The following is an 18613-nucleotide window of genomic DNA, read 5'->3' on the forward strand; positions in this document are numbered from 1 at the left end:
GTCATTTAAGTGCCTCTTCGAGATAATCGTTGATAACATTCAGGGCTGCCGCGCCGTCGGTCGGGCCACGGGTCAGCACGGCGCGCAGATAAACGCCGTCGATCAGGGCACCCAGCGTATCGGCGATTCTGGCGGGATGATCGGTCAGCGGCTCAAGCGCGACGATCAGGTTGGAGCGTAACCGGCAATGATAGACCCTCAGCAGACGTTCTGCCTGATTGTTCAGCAGGGCCAGCGCGTAAAAATTCAGCCATGCGCTGATCACCTCGCGCCGGAAATTCAGCGGCGCGAAACTGGCATTCAGAATCGCGTCCAGGCGGCCGCGCGGGCCGTTTCCCGGTAATGCCTCGCGTACGGATTTCCCGTATGTTGTCAGGATATGGCGCATCGCCGCGAGAAAAATCTGCTCTTTCGACCCGAAATAATGATGGGCCAGTGCAGGCGACATGCCGGCAGCGCGCGCAATCTGCGCGACAGTCACATCCAGCGATCCCGCCCGCCCGATTTCTGTAATGGCAGCGTTGATCAACGCTGCTTTTCGGATAGGCTCGGCCCCAAGTTTTGGCATCTGGACACCCGCTGTCGGAGTTTTTGGTTGCTTTGACACTGTAACCGATGTTTAATTGACTGGTCAATCAATAACAGGGAGCAAAAAATGACCCTTCCCCGCCTCACTGCTGCACTGGCATTGGCTGCCGCCACGGCAGGTTCCGCTTTCGCCGCCGAGCCCGAGCAATGCCGCAAGGTCGTGTTCTCGGATGTCGGCTGGACGGATATCACCGCAACGACGGCGATTGCCTCGACCGTGTTGCAGGGTATCGGCTATGAAACCGAAACCAAGGTCCTTTCCGTCCCGGTGACCTATACGGCGCTGTCCACGGATGATGTTGATGTGTTTCTTGGCAACTGGATGCCGACGATGGAGGCCGATATCGGCCCCTATAATGAGGCAGGCACTGTCGATACCGTCCGCACCAATCTGACCGGCGCCAAATATACATTGGCCACCAACAAGGCGGGCGCGGATCTTGGCATAGACGATTTCGCGAAGATCGCCGAGCACAAGGATGCGCTTGAAGGCAAGATCTACGGGATCGAGCCGGGCAATGACGGCAACCGCCTGCTGCTGGAGATGGTGGCCGAGGACAAGTTCGGCCTTGGCACGTTCGAGGTTGTCGAATCCAGCGAGCAGGGCATGCTATCACAGGTCTCGCGCGCCGACAGCGCCGAGAAGCCGGTGGTTTTCCTAGGATGGGAGCCCCATCCGATGAATGCACAGTTCGAAATGACCTATCTCACCGGCGGCGATGAGGTTTTCGGCCCCGATCTGGGGGGCGCGGAAGTGCGCACCAATACCCGCACGGGTTATGTCGAGGAATGCCCCAATATCGGAAAATTCCTGCAAAACCTTGAATTTACCCTCGAGATGGAAAACGAGGTCATGGGCAAAATCCTGAATGACGGGCAGGATCCTATGGACGCGGCGAAAGAATGGTTGAAAGATAACCCCGAGGCCGCGACGCCATGGCTGGACGGCGTGACAACGGTGGATGGCAACGATCCGACCGAAGCATTGAGCGAGGCACTGGCCGGATAAGGTTGGCGGAAGGCACGGGCGGCAGGCTTCTTTGCTGTTATCCGTGACGGGAACCCGTAGCAAGGACAGACAAGCGAGAGGACCTCCGATGGAAAATCTGACCGCATTGGTCACCGATCACAAGATTCCGATCGGGAAATCCGCGAAAACGGTTTTTGACTGGCTGAACGGCAACGCCTCGTGGCTGTTCAACAGTATCGCGAGTTTCATGGAATGGCTTATCGGCCAGATTCTCGGCGCACTCGAATATCCCCATCCATTCATTTTCATTCTGCTTGCAGTGGCCCTGACATGGGCATTGCAGCGGAACTGGAAAACCTGCCTGCTGGTGGGGCTGGGCTTTCTGTTCATTCTCAATCAGGGCTACTGGGAAGAAACGTTGCAATCCCTGACGCTGGTCCTTGCGGCCTGCATCGTCTGCATGGCCGTCGGCGTACCTGTCGGGATTGCCGCCGCGCATCGGCCACGGCTTTATGCATGGATGCGGCCTGTGCTGGATCTGATGCAGACGCTGCCGACCTTTGTCTATCTGATCCCGGCCATCGTGTTTTTCGGCATCGGCATGGTTCCCGGTCTGCTGGCGACGGTGATCTTCGTTCTGCCCGCGCCGATCCGGTTGACGCAGCTTGGTATCAGTTCGACGCCCCGGCCCCTTGTCGAGGCGGCGACGGCATTCGGCGCCACTCCGCGTCAATTGCTCTGGAAGGTCGAATTGCCCAGCGCGTTGCCGCAGATCATGGCGGGACTGAACCAGACGATCATGCTGTCGCTGTCCATGGTGGTCATTGCCGCGCTGGTCGGCGCCGCGGGGTTGGGCGTGCCGGTGGTTCGCGCGTTGAACAGCGTGAATACCTCGCTTGGTTTCGAATCGGGCTTCGTGATCGTCATCGTTGCGATCATGCTTGACCGGATGCTGCGCATGGAGGGACGGAAATGAGTGAGCAAACTCCGAATGCCGTGGAATTCGACCGGGTCAGCATCGTGTTCGGCGATCAGCCGCAGGCGGCGCTGCCGCTGATGGATCAGGGCAAGGAACGCGGCGAGATCAAGGCCGAGACAGGGCAGGTGCTGGGGGTTCATGACTGCAGCGTCAATGTCGGGCAGGGCGAGATCCTTGTGCTGATGGGCCTGTCGGGATCGGGGAAATCCACGCTTCTGCGTGCTGTCAATGCGCTTAACAAGGTCTGCCGGGGAGAGGTCCGGGTCTGGGACGGTAATCGGATGACCACCGTTACCGGGGCGGAAAAGCAATCCCTGCGCGATCTGCGCCTGCGCCATGTGGCCATGGTGTTTCAGCAATTCGGCCTGCTGCCCTGGCGCAGCGTGCGCGATAATGTCGGCCTTGGACTGGAACTGGCGGGCATCTCGGCCAAGGAGCGGGCAGAGCGCGTCGACCGGCAGCTTGAGATGGTCGGACTGATGGAATGGGCCGATCGCAAGGTAGGCGAACTTTCGGGGGGGATGCAGCAAAGGGTCGGACTTGCCCGGGCTTTCGCCACCGATGCCCCGATCCTGCTGATGGATGAGCCGTTCAGTGCGCTTGACCCGCTTATCCGCGCGCGCCTTCAGGACGAGTTGCTGGAACTGCAGGCCAAGACGCAGCGGACGATCATCTTCGTCAGTCACGATCTTGATGAGGCATTCAAACTGGGCAATCGCATCGCCCTGATGGAGGGCGGGCGGATCGTGCAGATCGGGACCGCGCGGGAAATCATCGCCACGCCGGCAAATGACTATGTTGCCGATTTCGTGGCGCATATGAACCCGCTTATCGTGCTGACGGCGTCGGATATCGCAGAACCGGGAGAGGCCGAGGGGGATGCCGTGCCTGCGGATATGCCTGTGCGCGAGGTCATGGAGATTCTGTCCGGGGCTCAGACTGACGCCTTGCCGGTCGAGGGCGGAGGAAGAATTACCCGAGATGCCGTCATCAGTCGGCTGATCGCCCCTCAGGCGCGATAATCCGGAGGCGTATATAGCTTGCCCGGTTTAGGCGCGCAGTGGCCAAGTATTGACAATTCAGCGGTCCATCGATCGCAGAAATGCCTGGGTGAAACCGCAAAGAGCTTGTCCAGGAAACGCCGTGCAAACTGCTGCGCCCTGCGTCTTGGTCTCTGATTTTCTTCTTCACTCAGATATCCCGGGGGTCCGTGGGCTGGCCCCGGCCATCGCGGGACGCATATCGCCCGCGTTCCAAATCATGCGCGGCCTTGCCTATTGCCTGAGATTCGCGGTGCGGGCCCGTTCATCCTGCGCCCAGCCCAGAATCGCTTCGGTTACGACCGCCACCATGCGTTTTCGCCATTCGGGGCTGATCAGATTGGCGCGGTCATGCGGGTCGGTGATAAAACCCAGTTCAAGAAGAACCGAGGGAATATCAGGCGATTTCAGGACTGAAAAGGCTGCCCCCTGTACCGGGCGGTCATGCAGGCCGATGCCGTGCAACGCCAGACGCGATGTCAGGAAACTGGCGAAATTCTCGGATCGCGGCTGGGTATCGGTGCGGGCGAAATCCATCATGACCGAGGCAAGCTGATCATCCTTTCCTTTCAGATCCACGCCTGAAAGCAGATCGCTGCGGTCATGGCGCGTGGCCAGTTGCTGGGCGGCGCGGTTATCGGCCCGAGGCGTCCAGACATAGATGGTCGCGCCCGCCGCCTGTCCCGTGGGCAAGGCGTCGGCATGCAGTGAAAGGAACAGATCCGCCTGTGCCTCCCGCGCGGCGGTCATCCGGGTTTCAAGCCCCACGAAAACGTCGCTGTCGCGCGTCATCCCGACCGTGATCCCCTTCGCCTCCAGCGACGCTTTCAGCTCTTTGGCGAATTTCAGAACCAGTTCGGCCTCGTTCTCGCCATCCGCGATCGCGCCCGGATCAATGCCGCCGTGACCGGGATCCAGCATCACGGTCAGGCCCTCTGGCGGTGTGGCGGGTATGGGCAGCACAGCAGGTTCCGGCAGGTTGCGCAAAGCCGCAGTCGCACTTGGCAATGGCGCGAAATCTTCTTCATCGACAGGATCCAGCGCGACCCGGATGGCGGCCTGTGGCGGTGAGGTCCGCTGGCCCGCGCTTGAGATATCGTAAGGGCCGGGCAGTTCGATCACGATCCGGGACCAGTTTTGCCGGAAATCGCCCCAGCGGATCCCCGGTACCGAATCATGGCCGAAAAGTTGCGATGGCTTCAACTCGTCGAAATCGGTGTCTTTCAGATCCACGATCAGGCGCGGAGGGTCGCCGACGATCACCGCCCGGTAAGGTACGGCCTGGCTAAGCGTCAGCGTCAGTTCCAGCGATGGGCGGCCCCACCAGCCCTTTTTTTCCGAGATCAGTGAAGAAGCCCCGATATCCAGCCGTGCCGTTTCCTGCGCAATCGCCGCAGGGGCCAGCAGCAGGCCCAGACACAGAGGCAACCATCTGAACATGCGGCATTTCATCGCGATGCCATGAATTCCGCAAGCCTGCGCAGCCCTTCGGCAATATCGGATGTCGCGCGGGCGTATGAGAAGCGCAGGCTGCGCGCGCCGCGATCAGGGTCGAAATCCAGCCCGGGTGTGACGGCGACACCTGCGCGATCCAGAACTTCCTTCGCGAATTCCAGCGAGTTATCGGTAATGTCCGAGATATCCGCATAGATGTAAAACGCCCCTTCCGGTGGGGCGATCCGGGTGAAGCCGGCTTTCGGCAAGCCCTCCAGCATCAGGCGGCGGTTCTCGGCATATACCGCAAGATTTGCCCGGGCCTCGTCTTCACAATCAAGCGCGGCCAAGGCGGCGACCTGACTGGCATGAGGCGGGCAGATGAACATGTTCTGGGCCAATCGCTCGACCGTGCGCAGATGGGTTTCAGGCACGATCATCCAGCCGATCCGCCAACCGGTCATCGAGAAGAATTTGCTGAACGAGTTGATGACAAAGACGTCATCGGTGATTTCAAGCGCGGTATGGCATCGGTCGCCATAGCTGAGACCGTGGTAAATCTCGTCCGAGATCACTGCCATTTCCCTTGCCGCCGCAGCTTGCGTCAGGGCCTGTAATTCACCAGGCCGCAGCACGGTTCCCGAAGGATTGCCGGGGGATGCAAGGATCAGCCCCTGCGCGTCAGGCAGCGCCTCGGGCCGGGGCTGGTAGCGATCCTCGGAGCGGGTTTCGATGCCGACCGGTTCCAGCGACATTGCGCGCAGAATCTGGCGATAGCTGGGATAGCCGGGGAAACCCATTGCCACCCGGTCCCCGGCGTCGAACAGAGCCGAAAACGCCAGAATGAACGCGCCACTGCTGCCCGGAGTGACGATAACCCGGGCGGGATCAAGCTGAATGCCGTACCAGCGGCGGTACAAATCCGCGATTCCCTGCCGCAGGGCGGGCAGACCCAATGCGACGGTATAGCCAAGCGGCTGTTCCAAAGCGGCTGCCAGGGCCTTGCGTGCCCCGGCGGGGGCAGGGGTGCCGGGCTGACCAACCTCCATATGGATGGTGTGACGGCCCGATGCTTCGGCCTGTGCGGCAGCCTCCATCACATCCATGACGATGAAAGGCTCGACTTGTCCGCGGGCGGATTGTCTCATGCTCGTTCCCAGACGTTTGTTTTTTGCCTTCTTAACCCGGCATGTCGATTTGCTCTACAGCGGATTGCAGTGGGGCGGAAAACAGGGCCGGTTTCACGCAGCCGTGTTGCGGCATTTCTTGTCATTCGGGCGTTCAGCGTTCAGATTGCCAGAAGATTTTGCCCAGGGGTTTCCCATGAAACGATTGATCGCCGCATTTTTGTTGTCCGCAACACCGGTCATGGCATTCGATATCGAGTCCATGTCCGAATCCGAAGAGGCCGCGTTCGGCGATGCGGTGCGCGAATATCTGATGGCGAATCCCGAAGTTCTGATCGAGTCGATCAACGAGCTAGAGAAGCGCCGGGCCGCTGAATCCGCGAAGAATGACGATCAACTGGTCGCCGCCAACCGCGAGGCGATTTTCGAAGACGGGCATTCCTGGGTCGGCGGGAATCCGGATGGCGATCTGACGATGGTCGAATTCATCGATTATCGCTGCGGCGTCTGCCGGCGGTTTAATGAAGAAGTCAGGGATATCGTTGCCAAGGACGGCAATATCCGGCTGGTTCTGAAAGAATTTCCGATCCTTGGTCAGGATAGCGACAATTCGTCCCGCTTTGCCATCGCCGTCAAACAGGTTGCCGGGGACGAGGCCTATCTGAAGGCGCATGACGAGTTGATCACCCTGCGCGGCGCAGCGACCCTTGAGGCGCTGGAGGGGATCGCCGAAAAGATCGGCGTGGATGGCGAGGAGGTGGTGAACCTGATGAATACCGAGTCGGTCAGTGCAGTGCTGCGCGAGAATATGCAGCTTGCCGAGCGGATGGCGATCAAGGGCACACCGACTTTCGTTATCGGAGATCAGTTGCTGCGCGGGGTGCCGGGCGACGGCCTGACCGCTGCCGTCGAAGAAATACGCGCAGCGCAATCGGAAGAGGGCTGACTCATCTCTGTGGCGATGGGTTTTGCGTTACAGATCGGATGAGACCGGGGTTAAACCTCGTCTTCCCGGTTGGTATCGGGCGGATAGACCAGCCCCGCTGAAATGATCAGCTTTGCGGCATCCTCGATGGACATATCCAGAATGATCACCTCGCTGGCCGGTGTATAAAGAAGAAAACCGGATGTCGGGTTGGGCGTTGTCGGTACGAAAACGGCGATAAGATCCTGGGGATGGCGCTGCTGAATCTCGCCCTTGGCGGGGCCGGCGATGAAACCCAGGCCCCAAAGCCCCTTGCGGGGATATTCGATCAGACAGGCGCGCTCGAACCGCGCCTCGCTTTGCGACAGGATGGTTTCGGCAATTTGCTTGATACCGCCATAGACAGAGCGGATGATCGGCATCCGGGCCACGATCCGCTCTCCGGTGCGCAAAAGCGAGCGGCCCAGCCAGCCCTTCGCCACCCAGCCGATGAACACCGTGAACAGAAGAAAGAAGATGACACCGACGCCGCGCAGGTTGATGCCGATATAATGTTCGGGACGCCAGCGGGCCGGAATCATCGGCAATACCCAGCTATCCATCCAGCCGGTCAGTGTCCAGATCAGCCAGACGGTGATCCCGATCGGTGCAACCACAACCAGACCAGCCAGAAAATTCGAACGCAACATGCCCAGCAGGCCCGGCTTTCGGGGCGGAAGCTGCAATAAGCTGGGTTCAGATTCCGACATGGGAAGAAGAGAACAGTCCCGGGCCACTTTCGGTCAAGGGCGAATCTCGTCCGGTGCCGTTTTTTCGGCAAACATCATATAACCTTCATTTTGACCTTACCGGAATGATACCGGGATCACATATTTGATCCCGCGAGATCACGCTGCGGGATAGGGAACCCCATCAGGCAATCTGACCGGCCATTCGTGATACCGGTCAGGCCAGCGGCTGCACCGTTATGGCTGACCGGTAGGGTTTATGCGCAAGACTGAGCCGCGTTTTTCAGGATGGCCGCGAGTTCGGGGGACGAAGATTCCGCATTTTTCGAGAAGCCGCTTAGAATATCTTGCTCGGGCGCATTGGGGGGATGATCATCCGTTTGATAGGACAGCAATTCCGCATAATGCGAGAATATGCTTTCGCAAGAGAGAAGACTTGGCGTGAAGATATCGGTTATCTGCTCAAGTTTCGAATATTGCCGGTTTATCTGATCAACCCGTGTCGAGATTTTCTCAAGCGAGGGCGGTTTCGTAAGGCGGAGCTCGTTTTTTCCGGTCGCCGCAAGTGCCGCCAGCCTTTGCAGTTCGACCTCTTGTCCATCGCTTGACGGGTTCACGATTTCCGCCGCGTCGGGACAAGGCAGGGGGCATCCGATCGCGGACAGGAATTCCCGGATATGATCACTGCCGGAATGCTTGTAGGTCAGTACTTTCACATTCTCTTTCCCGAAGCTTTTCGAGAAATGGTGATAGATGGGAAACTGTGCGAGAAAATTGGTTTTCGTCGCCATGAAAAAACCGGGAAAGCATCGCGTCGGTTTGCCGGATTTGTTTATCTGATTGTACCAGGATTTGAGCAGCGAATACGGTTCCCGGATGTAGAACACGATCCCGACGTCATAGCCGTTCAACCGATTGCGCAAATCGCCGATGGCTTGCTCTGCCTGGGGTAACAGTGCAAGCCGGATGAATTCCTCGCTTGATATGATGATGTTATCGGCGTGCTGCCTGTTGATTTGCTTATAGAGTTTCCGATATGCGGAATCGGTGTCAAAGCCCTGACGGTACCACGATGGCGGGATGAGCCCCTGATCTTTTGCCAGCGTCAGGGAAAGATCCGCATGATTGATATAGGTCTCGCCTTTCGCCCGCAGGAACTGCCTCAGGGTTCTTGGCGGTCTGCTGATCAGCGGATAGGCGTAGTTATGAGAGGGCAAGCCATTACGGTGCTTGTGAAGAAATGTCTGCAGCGCGGTGGTGCCGGTTTTGAAATGGCCAATATGGAGATAAATGTTTTTCGTCATGTTTCGATTAATAATTAATAGGATTGGGTTAATTTCTGGGTACGGATCATATGCGCATTGTAGTCGTCATCTTGGCATTGCCGTGGAAATTCACGGCGAATTGGCGGTGTAGTGCAAATGCGGTAAAATGAGTAATCAAATTGTGGGGATGAACAGAATTCCGGCAGCGTCTATGTTCCTGACCGGTATGAAATGGTCGGGGCGAGAGGATTCGAACCTCCGACCTACGGTACCCAAAACCGTCGCGCTACCAGGCTGCGCTACGCCCCGATGCGGAGGCTTGTATCTTATTCCTCGGACGGGGGGAAGAGGCATACTGCGGTGATTTCGCGGTAAAATGCAGCAGGTTTTTTCCTGCGAATGATGCTGCCTGCACCGGTTCACAAAGGTGGAAAACGGTCCGGATATTTAACTTTGTCCACCAAACCGTCGCGAAGCACAGAGGTTCGCAACGCGTTATTCGCACGGCCATGCGGCTTGCGCCTGATTGATCGCAAGAGACGCCATGGCCTGCCCGACCTTCAACCCAAGTCGGGCGGCTTCGCCCCCGCCGATCTCGAGGATGAATTGCCGGTTGGGATCGGAGTCATCCGCTGCGGCTCCGGGGATCGCGGTTTCGTCATAGGGCTGTGCATCGGGATGGATGTGCCGAATAACGCCGGACTGATCCATGAAGATCATGTCCAGGGGGATCAGCGTGTTCCGCATCCAGAATGAAACCGGGCGCGGATTCTCGTAGACGAACAGCATGCCGTTCTTTTCCGGCAGTTGCTCCCGAAACATCAGGCCCTTTTCGCGCAATGCCGGAGTGTCGGCGATTTCGATCCGGAACGCGACCGTCTCGCCGTCAGTCCGAAATGCGACCTGATCCTGCGTGCATTCGAAATTGGATTCTGCGGCAGCAGCGATAGTAACCGCCGGAATGGCGGTTGCCGCAGAGCACAGGAATAATACGGCAAGTCTACTCGGCAGCACGCGAGAGAACCCAATCTCTCAGGCTGTCACTCGGTTTTGTTCTCTGAGGAAAGACTTCGACATTGGCAGGCTGCAACGCCTTGTCCCAGCTTGTCACCTGTGCAGCCATGAGTCCGCGCGGGCCTTCGACCACGCGCAGCCCGATCGCCTCTCCAAGCAGAAGATCCGAGAAGCCCGAATGGCGCAGAACCTCGATATGGACAAAGACATCGTCGGAATGGCCAAAGATATTCGCAAAGCCGAAGCCCTTGGCCTTGTCGAACCATTTGACACGGGCGGGCTGCAATGGAAGCGAATCGAGCTGTGCGATGATGTCGGCGTCAAGGTCTTCGATCGGCGGGGTGCCGTCGCCCTCGGGGGGAGTAATCTCGATGATCTCGACCGCCTGGAGGCCACGCTCGGTGGATTGAATCCGGACAACGATGCGGGATTGATCCGCAACGGAACTGCGCCCGAAATTTCGAAGCACATTTGCATGGAGCAGGATGTCCGTACCGCCGGTGTTATTGACGATAAATCCATAACCCTTTGATTGATCAAACCATTTGACCAGACCGGAGACAGTAATCACGTCTTCTTCTTGTGTGTTCATCTCTTGCTTCGTGTCCGCTCTTGCACCATGTCCGCAACTTGAGCAGGATTGTTGCACGCCTTATAGTTGTACGCAACTCCAATAATACTCACGTAACCACGGTGAATTTCCAGATATCGCCGCACACTAAAAATGCGCCAAACTTGCGAAACAAGCGGCGGATCATGTGAGTGTCATACTTCACTCTCGGGTGGAACGGGTCAAGGTCATGGCGAAAGACGGGTGACGGACCAAGCGGTTTCCTGCTTGTCCCAGCGAAAACGGTCATGCAGGCGGAACGCTCCATCGGCCCAGAATTCCATCTGGACAGGGGTAATGCGAAAGCCGCCCCAGAAGGGGGGGCGCCGGGGATTGGTGCCGTGGATCACCCCCTGTTTCGCGGCGGCGGCCGCCAACGCGGCCCGGCTTTCAAGCGGGCGCGACTGTTTCGAGGCCCATGCGCCAAGCCTGCTTTGCAGGGCGCGGCTTGCGTAATAGGCATCAGCCTGTTCGCCGTCTTCCCGTGTCACCGTCCCCCTGACCCGGATCTGCCGGCGAAGGGATTTCCAGTGAATCACGAAGGCCGCCTTGCCGCTGGCCGTGATCTGCATCCCCTTGGCGCTTTCGTAATTCGTGTAGAAAACGAATGAGCCATCCAGCCCGTTGCCGTCGATATCCTTCAGCAAAACCATGCGGGTATCGGGCATCCCGTCGCCATCGACAGTGGCAAGAGCCATGGCGGTATGGTCATTCGGCTCGCTGGTTTCCGCCTCGGCCAGCCAGCTTCTGGCTATTGCAAACGGGTCGTCCCCGGCGAATATTCCCTCACGATCAGCCATCCATGTCTCCTTCTGCTTGATGCTTCCAGACCTTTGGCCTAAGCACGGAAGGCAATTTGAAACCGCGAGGGACACCTCATGTCAAGTGAACATGCAGGCGGGCTGATGGCCGGGAAACGTGGCCTGATCATGGGTTTGGCCAATGATAAATCAATCGCATGGGGGATTGCCCAGGCGCTGTCGAACGCAGGAGCAGAGCTGGCCTTCTCGTATCAGGGAGAAGCCCTGAAAAAGCGGGTGGATCCGTTGGCGGCTCAGCTTGGATCGCAACTGGTCCTGCCTTGCGACGTCGGTGAAGGCGCCTCGATCGACGCGCTTTTCGACAATCTGAACGCGGAATGGGGCGGGCTGGATTTCCTGGTCCATGCAATCGGTTTTTCGGACAAGGAACAACTGCGCGGCCGTTATGCCGAAACGACACGCGAAAATTTCCTGATGACGATGGATATCTCGGTTTATTCCTTCACCGCGGTCGCCCGACGCGCGGCGGCGATGATGCCGAACGGCGGAAGCCTGTTGACCCTGACTTATTACGGGGCCGAGCGCGTGATGCCGCATTACAACGTCATGGGCGTGGCCAAGGCCGCGCTGGAGGCAAGCGTGCGCTATCTGGCCGAGGATTTCGGCAAGGACGGCATCCGCGTAAATGCGATTTCCGCCGGGCCGATCAAGACCCTTGCCGCTTCGGGGATCGGGGATTTCCGTTACATCATGAAGTGGAACGAGTTGAATTCACCGCTGCGCCGCAACGTCACCCAGCAGGATGTCGGCAATTCGGCGCTGTATCTTCTGTCTGATCTCGGGGCAGGGGTGACCGGCGAAACCCATCATGTCGATGCGGGTTATCATGTCGTCGGCATGAAGGCGGTGGATGCGCCCGATATTGCGACCGTCAAACGGGACTGAATGATTTGCAAGGCGCCTGTCTTGACCGGATGGGCGTTGATGATTATTTCCCGAACACGAGGACGACCTCCCCGTTATGGGCAGCATCGCCGGGACGACCCGGCCCTTGTCTTCGAGGCTTTCCATGCCCTGGATAACTCTGACCATCGCCGGCCTGCTTGAAATCGTCTGGGCCACGGCGATGAAACAATCCGATGGTTTCACGAAACCCTGGCCCACGGTCATCATGCTGGTGGGCATGGTCGCGTCATTCTGGCTACTGGCAGTCGCCATGCGCGAACTTCCCCTTGGCACGGCCTATATGGTCTGGACCGGCATCGGCGCGGTCGGCAGCTTTATTCTTGGCATCATCCTGATGGGCGATCCTGTCACGCCGCTGCGCCTTCTTGCGGCGGGATTGATCGTTGCCGGTATCATGACGATGAAAATCGCATCCTGACCGGCATTGCGCTATTCCATCGCGAGATGTCAGAAAACATCTCTGTGAACGCATTTCAGGCAATTTCCTTCCGTGAAAAGGGGTGCTAAAGAATGTCGCCAGCTAAAGGAGACCAGCCATGCCCGCATATCGTTCCCGCACCACGACCCATGGCCGCAATATGGCAGGCGCTCGTGGCCTGTGGCGCGCCACAGGCGTGAAGGATGACGATTTCGGCAAGCCGATTATCGCGATCGTCAACAGTTTCACGCAATTCGTGCCCGGTCATGTCCATCTGAAGGATCTGGGCCAGCTTGTCGCGCGCGAGGTCGAGGCTGCGGGCGGGATCGCCAAGGAGTTCAACACCATTGCGGTCGATGACGGGATCGCAATGGGGCATGACGGAATGCTGTACTCGCTGCCCTCGCGCGAGATCATCGCCGACTCGGTTGAATATATGGTGAATGCGCATTGCGCCGATGCGATGGTCTGCATCTCGAATTGCGACAAGATCACGCCGGGCATGCTGAACGCGGCGATGCGGCTGAATATCCCCGTGGTATTCGTCTCGGGCGGCCCGATGGAGGCCGGCAAGGTCGTGCTGGAAGACGGCAAGGTCAAGGCGCTCGATCTGGTAGACGCAATGGTTGCCGCTGCTGATGACAGCGTGTCCGACACCGATGTGCAGGCAATCGAACGCTCTGCCTGCCCGACCTGTGGATCGTGCTCGGGCATGTTCACCGCCAATTCGATGAATTGCCTGACCGAGGCTTTGGGACTGGCGCTGCCCGGAAACGGTTCGACGCTGGCGACACATGCCGACCGCAAACGTCTGTTTGTCGAGGCGGGGCATCTGATCGTCGATCTTGCCCGCCGTTATTACGAAGGCGACGATGCCAGTGTGCTGCCGCGTTCGGTTGCCAGTTTCGCCGCCTTCAAGAATGCCATGACGCTGGATGTCGCCATGGGCGGCTCGACCAATACCGTGCTGCATCTGCTGGCTGCCGCGCATGAAGGCGAGGTCGATTTCACCATGGCCGATATCGACAAGCTGTCGCGCAAGGTGCCGGTGCTGTGCAAGGTCGCGCCGGCCAAATCCGATGTGCATATGGAAGATGTCCACCGCGCAGGCGGCATCATGGCAATCCTTGGCGAGCTTGACCGCGCTGGGCTGCTGGATACATCGGTCAACAATATCCATGCCGGAACGCTTGCGCAGGCGCTTGACCGTTGGGATGTCGCCCGCACGGATTCAGCGACGGTTCATGATTTCTACCGCGCCGCGCCGGGTGGCGTTCCGACCCAGGTCGCGTTTTCACAGGACCGGCGCTACGATACGGTCGATCTGGATCGCGAGGCGGGGGTGATCCGCGACGCCGAGCATGCCTTTTCCAAGGATGGCGGGCTTGCGGTGCTGTATGGCAATCTGGCCGAGGATGGCTGCATCGTCAAAACGGCGGGCGTCGATGAATCGATCTTGAAATTCGAAGGTCCGGCGCATCTTTTCGAAAGTCAGGATGATGCTGTTTCCGGTATCCTGACCGGCAAGGTCAAGCCGGGCGAGGTCGTGCTGATCCGTTACGAAGGCCCGCGCGGGGGCCCCGGGATGCAGGAAATGCTGTATCCGACCAGCTATCTGAAATCCAAGGGGCTGGGCAAAGCCTGCGCCCTGGTGACGGATGGGCGTTTCTCGGGCGGGTCCTCGGGGTTGTCTATCGGCCATGTCTCGCCCGAAGCGGCCGAGGGCGGCACGATCGGGCTGGTCGAACATGGCGATCTGATCCGCATCGATATCCCGAATCGGGTGATCGAACTGGCGGTTGACGACGCCGAGCTTGCGCGCCGCCGCGAGATCCGCGATGCCGAAGGCTGGAAACCCGCCAAGCCGCGTCAACGCAAGGTTTCTTCCGCGTTACGAGCCTATGCCGCAATGACCACCAGCGCGGCAAAAGGGGCGGTTCGGGTTATTCCCGAGTAAGCTGGAATGGCCCGTTTCGTGCGGGCCATTGAAAACGCTGTGTGATCATACCCCGGTTCGTCATATGGGGCACGCAGAAATTGCCAAAAGAAAAAGGCCGCCCTGGGGCGGCCCTTTTTCATAACGGGAACAGTGAAAAATTCAGGCTGCTTCCGCCTCTGCTTCGGCGGCCATCCGGCGCTCGCTTTCCTCGCGCGACAGCGCGACAGAGGTACGCACGCCTTTGGAGACGAATTCCATCAGCCCCTTCACGACCCTTTCATTCGGGTCGATGCCGGCACAGCTAAGTACTTCGCGGCCATCACGCGAACGCGCCCAGCGTGCAATCTGCTCAGGGCCATTACCATATTTCTTGTCGTCAGCAATCGCATCATCCAATGCCGCCAGCACTACGGCCGCAAACAATTTGCGGGCACGCTGACCTTGTTCAAAATTGAACGCGGAGCCATCTACTAAGTCGCGCATAACATCTTTCCGTTTCTAAGGCACATTCGCCACGACATACGAAGTCAGCCCGGCGCAGGCCAATATTGTCTTTTCCGCTAGTCGGACGGTAAGGTTTACTTAAAGGTTATGTTGTCGATTCGATATTCCTCTTAGCACATATCTGCCATGCACTACATGCAACTCGCAAAAAAATGCGCTTTTCTGGCGATTTCCTGCAGGAGATGGATTTCCCGCAGCTTCCAAGAAACACCTTGACATTCGTTCGTCTTTGTTCCGGTTGTCTGGACCGGACTGTGTCGATATAGGTGCCCCGCAACTTCGTTCAATCCTTGAACGAAAATTCCCTTAACCTGTCCAAGAGTGTAAAGATGCCCAAAATCAACGGCAATGAAATCCGGCCTGGCAACGTGCTGGAACATGACGGAGGCCTGTGGGCCGCTGTCAAGGTCAACCATGTCAAGCCCGGCAAGGGCGGGGCATTTGCCCAGGTGGAACTGAAGAACCTGCGTGACGGTCGCAAGCTGAACGAACGCTTCCGCAGCGAAGACAAGGTCGAGCGTGTCCGTCTTGACCAGAAAGATCAGCAATTCCTGTATGAATCCGATGGCAAGCTGGTCTTCATGGATAGCGAAACATTCGAGCAGACCGAACTGGATGCCGACCTGCTGGGCGAACGCCGTCCTTTCCTGCAGGACGGGATGACCGCGACGATCGAATATTACGGCGATGAGGCGCTTTCTGTCGCGCTACCTCAGAAGGTGGTCTGCAAGGTTGTCGAGACCGAGCCGGTCGTGAAGGGCCAGACGGCGGCAAACAGCTACAAACCTGCCGTTCTGGATAACGGCGTGCGCGTGATGGTGCCGCCATTCATCGGACAGGAAGAAGATATCGTCGTTAATACCGAATTGTTCGAATATAGCGAACGCGCCTGAGCGGTTCGATGGTGGAACGTGATGAAAGGGTGCGGGGTTGAATGACGCCGCACCCGTTTTCAGCTAACCCTTGTCCTGACGGCGCACCCATTTCCAGCCGGTCAGCATCGGCCGGATCAGGTCCTCGTTTTTCCAGATCCGGTAAAACAGGATTGCGACGATATGTAGCACCACAAGGATCAGGATGATATCCGCGCCAAGGGAATGCCATGCGTCGGCCTTGGTGGCGATGCGGCTACCGACAAGACCGGCCAGGGGGCCGACATTCACGAAATCCTCGGGGTCGGTGATCAGCCCGGTCCCGACCTGCCACAGAAGGGCAAGTAGGATGGCGATGACTGCCAGCCCCCCGATCGGGGCATGGCCGGGCCAGTGGCTGGGGCTGCGCCGTCCCATCTGTCGCAAATAGGACAGCACGCGCCGAGGGCTGTAGATCAGACCAGAGAACCGCGCGCTTTTCGGGCCGATAAGCCCCCAGATCACGCGAAAGACCAGCAATCCGACGATCGTATAACCAAGCCAGAAATGCAGCGTCATGATATTGGGACCGAATTTGCCCAATAGCCAGTTCGCGATCACCAATATCGCAAGCAGCCAGTGGAATACCCGCAGCGCAGGGTCCCAGATTCTCGTGCGTCGGGCTTGCTGGTCAGGCATCAGTCTTTCTGGCGGTAATCATCATGGCAGGCTTTGCAGGTGCCGCCCAGTTTCTGCAATACGGGCCCCAGATTTTCCTGACCACCCTTGACCGCTTCGCCCGCGCCTGTAGCGGCTTCGCCGAGATCGGCGAATTTCTGTGCGAAATCCTCGGGGTTGTCCCAGATGGCGGGAAGCGCCTCGGAATCATCCGCTTCGCCTTCTGCCGTGCCTTCGGGAAACAGGCCCGAAGGATCATAACCACCAAGGGCTTCTATATTCGCGGCCGCTCTCGAAGCGCTTGCCTCGTCATATTCGATTTCGCCCTTCGCCATACCGGACAGGGTGCCCATGTCGACGGCGAACATCTTCATCAATCCTTGCCGTGCCTGTATGGCGTCTTCGGCGGCATCGTCGGCGGATGCTATGACCGGAAATGCGGAAAATGCTACAATCGCAGTCAGGTTGATCAAACGCATTCGTATCCTCGCTACTGGCTGGGTTATGCTGCAATTCAATACGGTTATGGCCGATCGCCTCAGCCATAAGCCGATCATGTCAGAGCATGTGCAGAGGTTCAATTCCAGCCGCGGCAGATCACGCATTTGCTATCCGCCGGACAGCGGGAGCGGGCGTGACCATGCGGTTTCAACCATACTCAGCTGTATAGTGGCATGACGCCCGCCTCGTCGTGAATCCGGTTTACCGTTGCACGGTCAAGCCCCATGGCTTCGGCAAGTGCGTGCAGATATCTCGCTTCTTCCTCATTGTCGAAATCGATCGCGAGAAGCGACATCAGATAGACCTGCGCTTCCTGGCCTTTCGGCACATCGGCGGCCAGGGCGGCGGCGTCCACCGGCGCAGCCATCTGTTCGCGGATGAATTTGCGTTCGTCATCATCGACGTCATCGCCCAGATGCCCAAGCAGCGTTTGCTTTTCGGAATCGTCTATGCGGCCATCGGATTTCGCGGCCTGAATCATCGCCCGCAGCATCAGGCCGGCCACGGCGTTCTGTTCGGGGGTTGGCATGGTTTCGGGCTCGTCGTCGCGGGCAAGAGAATCGTTGAACAATTCGCCGAAAGTTGCGTCATTGCGCTGTTGCGATCCCTTCTGTGCCAAGCCGCCCGCAGCCGCGCCTCCGCCGATCAGGCCGCCCAGCATACCGCCAAGCCCGCCACCTGCACCCGGGCGTCCGCCGCCCAGATTGTCGATCAGACCGCCAAGCCCACCCTGCGACCGGCCGCCGCCATAAGCCGTGCCGGTTCCCGCGCCGCGACCGCTCATCACCTGGCCAAGCCGGCCGGACAGACTGCCGCCCTGACCACCGGTGTTGTCGCCCAGCAGGTTGTCAAGCAGTCCGCCGCCTCCGCCGCGATTCCGGGAGTTGCCGTGCTGACCTTGCTGACGGCTTTTCATGACCGCTCCGACGCCCTTGGCAACCATGATACCGGCGGCAACTTTTGCAAGAGATTTCATCAGGCTCATAATCGTATCCCTATTCCTGTAAAGGTGGATTACTTCAGGCATTCCGTAGGGCAACGTCGCGACCTTCGGCGGGGTTCCGTTGCAGATTGGGCGTGGCTTCGGGTGTGGCGTGCGATTGGACCGGTTAGGCCCTTGATTTTTACCCGCGCGGCTTATACATGGCGGCGCACAATCAACCGGGGCCTTGTTACGCCGTGCCCCGCGATCAGGAGGCCCTAGATGGCAAAGGCAAAGTTTGAACGGAACAAACCGCACGTCAATATCGGGACGATTGGTCACGTTGACCACGGCAAGACGACTTTGACGGCAGCGATCACGAAGTATTTTGGC

At 58.6% G+C, this 18613-nt stretch carries 21 protein-coding genes and 1 tRNA gene; 9 read left to right on the forward strand and 13 right to left on the reverse strand.

Features of this window, described 5'->3' with window-relative positions; translation table 11 throughout:
- Position 1: 1 nt before the first annotated feature.
- The gene (gene betI, locus Q0601_RS18265; RefSeq protein WP_305291330.1) at positions 2 to 568 is read right to left on the reverse strand and encodes a transcriptional regulator BetI; all 567 of its coding nucleotides are present in this window, start codon (positions 566 to 568) and stop codon (positions 2 to 4) included.
- An 87-nt stretch (positions 569 to 655) separates the two neighbouring features.
- On the opposite strand from betI, the gene Q0601_RS18270 reads away from it, so the two are divergent.
- From Q0601_RS18270 to choV, 3 genes are all read left to right on the forward strand, one after another.
- Entirely contained in the window at positions 656 to 1597 is a 942-nt protein-coding gene (locus tag Q0601_RS18270) for a choline ABC transporter substrate-binding protein (protein WP_305291331.1), read from the forward strand.
- A gap of 88 nt (positions 1598 to 1685) precedes the next feature.
- The gene (choW, locus tag Q0601_RS18275; protein WP_305291333.1) at positions 1686 to 2534 is read left to right on the forward strand and encodes a choline ABC transporter permease subunit; all 849 of its coding nucleotides are present in this window, start codon (positions 1686 to 1688) and stop codon (positions 2532 to 2534) included.
- Positions 2531 to 3559: a choline ABC transporter ATP-binding protein gene (gene choV, locus Q0601_RS18280; protein ID WP_305291334.1), complete on the forward strand. Its 1029-nt coding sequence runs from the start codon at positions 2531 to 2533 to the stop codon at positions 3557 to 3559. Before choW ends, choV begins: the two co-directional genes overlap by 4 nt.
- Positions 3560 to 3811: 252 nt before the next feature.
- On the opposite strand, the gene Q0601_RS18285 is transcribed toward choV, so the two are convergent.
- Both Q0601_RS18285 and Q0601_RS18290 read right to left on the reverse strand, forming a co-directional pair.
- Positions 3812 to 5017, reverse strand: coding sequence for an N-acetylmuramoyl-L-alanine amidase (locus Q0601_RS18285; RefSeq protein ID WP_305291335.1), 1206 nt, complete (start codon positions 5015 to 5017; stop codon positions 3812 to 3814).
- Between the two features lie 8 nt (positions 5018 to 5025).
- Positions 5026 to 6159: a pyridoxal phosphate-dependent aminotransferase gene (locus Q0601_RS18290; RefSeq protein WP_305291336.1), complete on the reverse strand. Its 1134-nt coding sequence runs from the start codon at positions 6157 to 6159 to the stop codon at positions 5026 to 5028.
- A gap of 175 nt (positions 6160 to 6334) precedes the next feature.
- Here Q0601_RS18290 and Q0601_RS18295 point away from each other — a divergent pair, with 175 nt between their 5' ends.
- Positions 6335 to 7084, forward strand: a complete 750-nt coding sequence (locus Q0601_RS18295) for a DsbA family protein (RefSeq protein WP_305291337.1) — start codon at positions 6335 to 6337, stop codon at positions 7082 to 7084.
- Between the two features lie 50 nt (positions 7085 to 7134).
- On the opposite strand, the gene Q0601_RS18300 is transcribed toward Q0601_RS18295, so the two are convergent.
- The 6 genes from Q0601_RS18300 to pdxH all read right to left on the reverse strand — a co-directional run bounded on the left by Q0601_RS18300 (position 7135) and on the right by pdxH (position 11480).
- A complete protein-coding gene (locus Q0601_RS18300) occupies positions 7135 to 7812 on the reverse strand; it encodes a DUF502 domain-containing protein (protein ID WP_305291338.1) in 678 nt (225 codons plus the stop codon).
- 236 nt (positions 7813 to 8048) lie between these two features.
- The gene (locus tag Q0601_RS18305; protein WP_305291339.1) at positions 8049 to 9095 is read right to left on the reverse strand and encodes a hypothetical protein; all 1047 of its coding nucleotides are present in this window, start codon (positions 9093 to 9095) and stop codon (positions 8049 to 8051) included.
- 193 nt (positions 9096 to 9288) lie between these two features.
- Positions 9289 to 9365 (reverse strand) — tRNA-Pro (locus Q0601_RS18310).
- A 186-nt stretch (positions 9366 to 9551) separates the two neighbouring features.
- Positions 9552 to 10070 carry a DUF192 domain-containing protein gene (locus tag Q0601_RS18315; protein WP_305291340.1) on the reverse strand — a complete coding sequence of 173 codons (519 nt, stop codon included), beginning with the start codon at positions 10068 to 10070 and terminating at the stop codon, positions 9552 to 9554.
- Positions 10057 to 10662 (reverse strand): cold-shock protein, encoded by a 606-nt coding sequence (locus Q0601_RS18320; RefSeq protein ID WP_305291341.1) that lies wholly within the window; start codon positions 10660 to 10662, stop codon positions 10057 to 10059. The genes Q0601_RS18315 and Q0601_RS18320 overlap by 14 nt, the downstream gene beginning before the upstream one ends.
- Before the next feature lie 206 nt (positions 10663 to 10868).
- Positions 10869 to 11480, reverse strand: coding sequence for a pyridoxamine 5'-phosphate oxidase (pdxH, locus tag Q0601_RS18325; RefSeq protein WP_305291342.1), 612 nt, complete (start codon positions 11478 to 11480; stop codon positions 10869 to 10871).
- A 78-nt stretch (positions 11481 to 11558) separates the two neighbouring features.
- On the opposite strand from pdxH, the gene fabI reads away from it, so the two are divergent.
- From fabI to ilvD, 3 genes are all read left to right on the forward strand, one after another.
- Positions 11559 to 12386, forward strand: a complete 828-nt coding sequence (fabI, locus tag Q0601_RS18330) for an enoyl-ACP reductase FabI (RefSeq protein ID WP_305291343.1) — start codon at positions 11559 to 11561, stop codon at positions 12384 to 12386.
- Positions 12387 to 12510: 124 nt separating this feature from the next.
- Complete coding sequence (locus tag Q0601_RS18335; RefSeq protein WP_305291344.1) at positions 12511 to 12825, forward strand: DMT family transporter; 315 nt, start codon at positions 12511 to 12513, stop codon at positions 12823 to 12825.
- A gap of 118 nt (positions 12826 to 12943) precedes the next feature.
- Positions 12944 to 14782, forward strand: coding sequence for a dihydroxy-acid dehydratase (gene ilvD / locus Q0601_RS18340; protein WP_305291345.1), 1839 nt, complete (start codon positions 12944 to 12946; stop codon positions 14780 to 14782).
- A gap of 141 nt (positions 14783 to 14923) precedes the next feature.
- On the opposite strand, the gene Q0601_RS18345 is transcribed toward ilvD, so the two are convergent.
- Positions 14924 to 15247 carry a DUF6280 family protein gene (locus Q0601_RS18345; protein WP_119751660.1) on the reverse strand — a complete coding sequence of 108 codons (324 nt, stop codon included), beginning with the start codon at positions 15245 to 15247 and terminating at the stop codon, positions 14924 to 14926.
- 350 nt (positions 15248 to 15597) lie between these two features.
- Between Q0601_RS18345 and efp the strand changes: the two genes are divergently transcribed.
- Positions 15598 to 16161 (forward strand): elongation factor P, encoded by a 564-nt coding sequence (gene efp / locus Q0601_RS18350; RefSeq protein WP_119751659.1) that lies wholly within the window; start codon positions 15598 to 15600, stop codon positions 16159 to 16161.
- A 63-nt stretch (positions 16162 to 16224) separates the two neighbouring features.
- On the opposite strand, the gene Q0601_RS18355 is transcribed toward efp, so the two are convergent.
- From Q0601_RS18355 to Q0601_RS18365, 3 genes are all read right to left on the reverse strand, one after another.
- A complete protein-coding gene (locus tag Q0601_RS18355) occupies positions 16225 to 16818 on the reverse strand; it encodes a cytochrome b/b6 domain-containing protein (RefSeq protein ID WP_305291347.1) in 594 nt (197 codons plus the stop codon).
- Positions 16818 to 17276, reverse strand: coding sequence for a c-type cytochrome (locus Q0601_RS18360; protein WP_305291348.1), 459 nt, complete (start codon positions 17274 to 17276; stop codon positions 16818 to 16820). Before Q0601_RS18360 ends, Q0601_RS18355 begins: the two co-directional genes overlap by 1 nt.
- 179 nt (positions 17277 to 17455) lie before the next feature.
- Positions 17456 to 18283, reverse strand: coding sequence for a DUF533 domain-containing protein (locus tag Q0601_RS18365; RefSeq protein ID WP_305291349.1), 828 nt, complete (start codon positions 18281 to 18283; stop codon positions 17456 to 17458).
- Positions 18284 to 18502: 219 nt separating this feature from the next.
- On the opposite strand from Q0601_RS18365, the gene Q0601_RS18370 reads away from it, so the two are divergent.
- On the forward strand, positions 18503 to 18613 hold a 111-nt coding region (locus Q0601_RS18370), incomplete at its 3' end, for a GTP-binding protein (RefSeq protein WP_160384254.1).

The organism is Paracoccus wurundjeri (assembly GCF_030678915.1).
GTDB classification, from domain to species: Bacteria; Pseudomonadota; Alphaproteobacteria; order Rhodobacterales; family Rhodobacteraceae; genus Paracoccus; species Paracoccus onubensis_A.

Coding starts and splice junctions, on each gene's coding strand:
- betI (WP_305291330.1), bottom strand. CDS start 568: ATGCCAAAACTTGGGGCCGAGCCTATCCGAAAAGCAGCGTTGATCAAC.
- Q0601_RS18270 (WP_305291331.1), top strand. CDS start 656: ATGACCCTTCCCCGCCTCACTGCTGCACTGGCATTGGCTGCCGCCACG.
- choW (WP_305291333.1), top strand. CDS start 1,686: ATGGAAAATCTGACCGCATTGGTCACCGATCACAAGATTCCGATCGGG.
- choV (WP_305291334.1), top strand. CDS start 2,531: ATGAGTGAGCAAACTCCGAATGCCGTGGAATTCGACCGGGTCAGCATC.
- Q0601_RS18285 (WP_305291335.1), bottom strand. CDS start 5,017: ATGTTCAGATGGTTGCCTCTGTGTCTGGGCCTGCTGCTGGCCCCTGCG.
- Q0601_RS18290 (WP_305291336.1), bottom strand. CDS start 6,159: ATGAGACAATCCGCCCGCGGACAAGTCGAGCCTTTCATCGTCATGGAT.
- Q0601_RS18295 (WP_305291337.1), top strand. CDS start 6,335: ATGAAACGATTGATCGCCGCATTTTTGTTGTCCGCAACACCGGTCATG.
- Q0601_RS18300 (WP_305291338.1), bottom strand. CDS start 7,812: ATGTCGGAATCTGAACCCAGCTTATTGCAGCTTCCGCCCCGAAAGCCG.
- Q0601_RS18305 (WP_305291339.1), bottom strand. CDS start 9,095: ATGACGAAAAACATTTATCTCCATATTGGCCATTTCAAAACCGGCACC.
- Q0601_RS18320 (WP_305291341.1), bottom strand. CDS start 10,662: ATGAACACACAAGAAGAAGACGTGATTACTGTCTCCGGTCTGGTCAAA.
- pdxH (WP_305291342.1), bottom strand. CDS start 11,480: ATGGCTGATCGTGAGGGAATATTCGCCGGGGACGACCCGTTTGCAATA.
- fabI (WP_305291343.1), top strand. CDS start 11,559: ATGTCAAGTGAACATGCAGGCGGGCTGATGGCCGGGAAACGTGGCCTG.
- Q0601_RS18335 (WP_305291344.1), top strand. CDS start 12,511: ATGCCCTGGATAACTCTGACCATCGCCGGCCTGCTTGAAATCGTCTGG.
- ilvD (WP_305291345.1), top strand. CDS start 12,944: ATGCCCGCATATCGTTCCCGCACCACGACCCATGGCCGCAATATGGCA.
- Q0601_RS18345 (WP_119751660.1), bottom strand. CDS start 15,247: ATGCGCGACTTAGTAGATGGCTCCGCGTTCAATTTTGAACAAGGTCAG.
- efp (WP_119751659.1), top strand. CDS start 15,598: ATGCCCAAAATCAACGGCAATGAAATCCGGCCTGGCAACGTGCTGGAA.
- Q0601_RS18355 (WP_305291347.1), bottom strand. CDS start 16,818: ATGCCTGACCAGCAAGCCCGACGCACGAGAATCTGGGACCCTGCGCTG.
- Q0601_RS18360 (WP_305291348.1), bottom strand. CDS start 17,276: ATGCGTTTGATCAACCTGACTGCGATTGTAGCATTTTCCGCATTTCCG.
- Q0601_RS18365 (WP_305291349.1), bottom strand. CDS start 18,283: ATGAGCCTGATGAAATCTCTTGCAAAAGTTGCCGCCGGTATCATGGTT.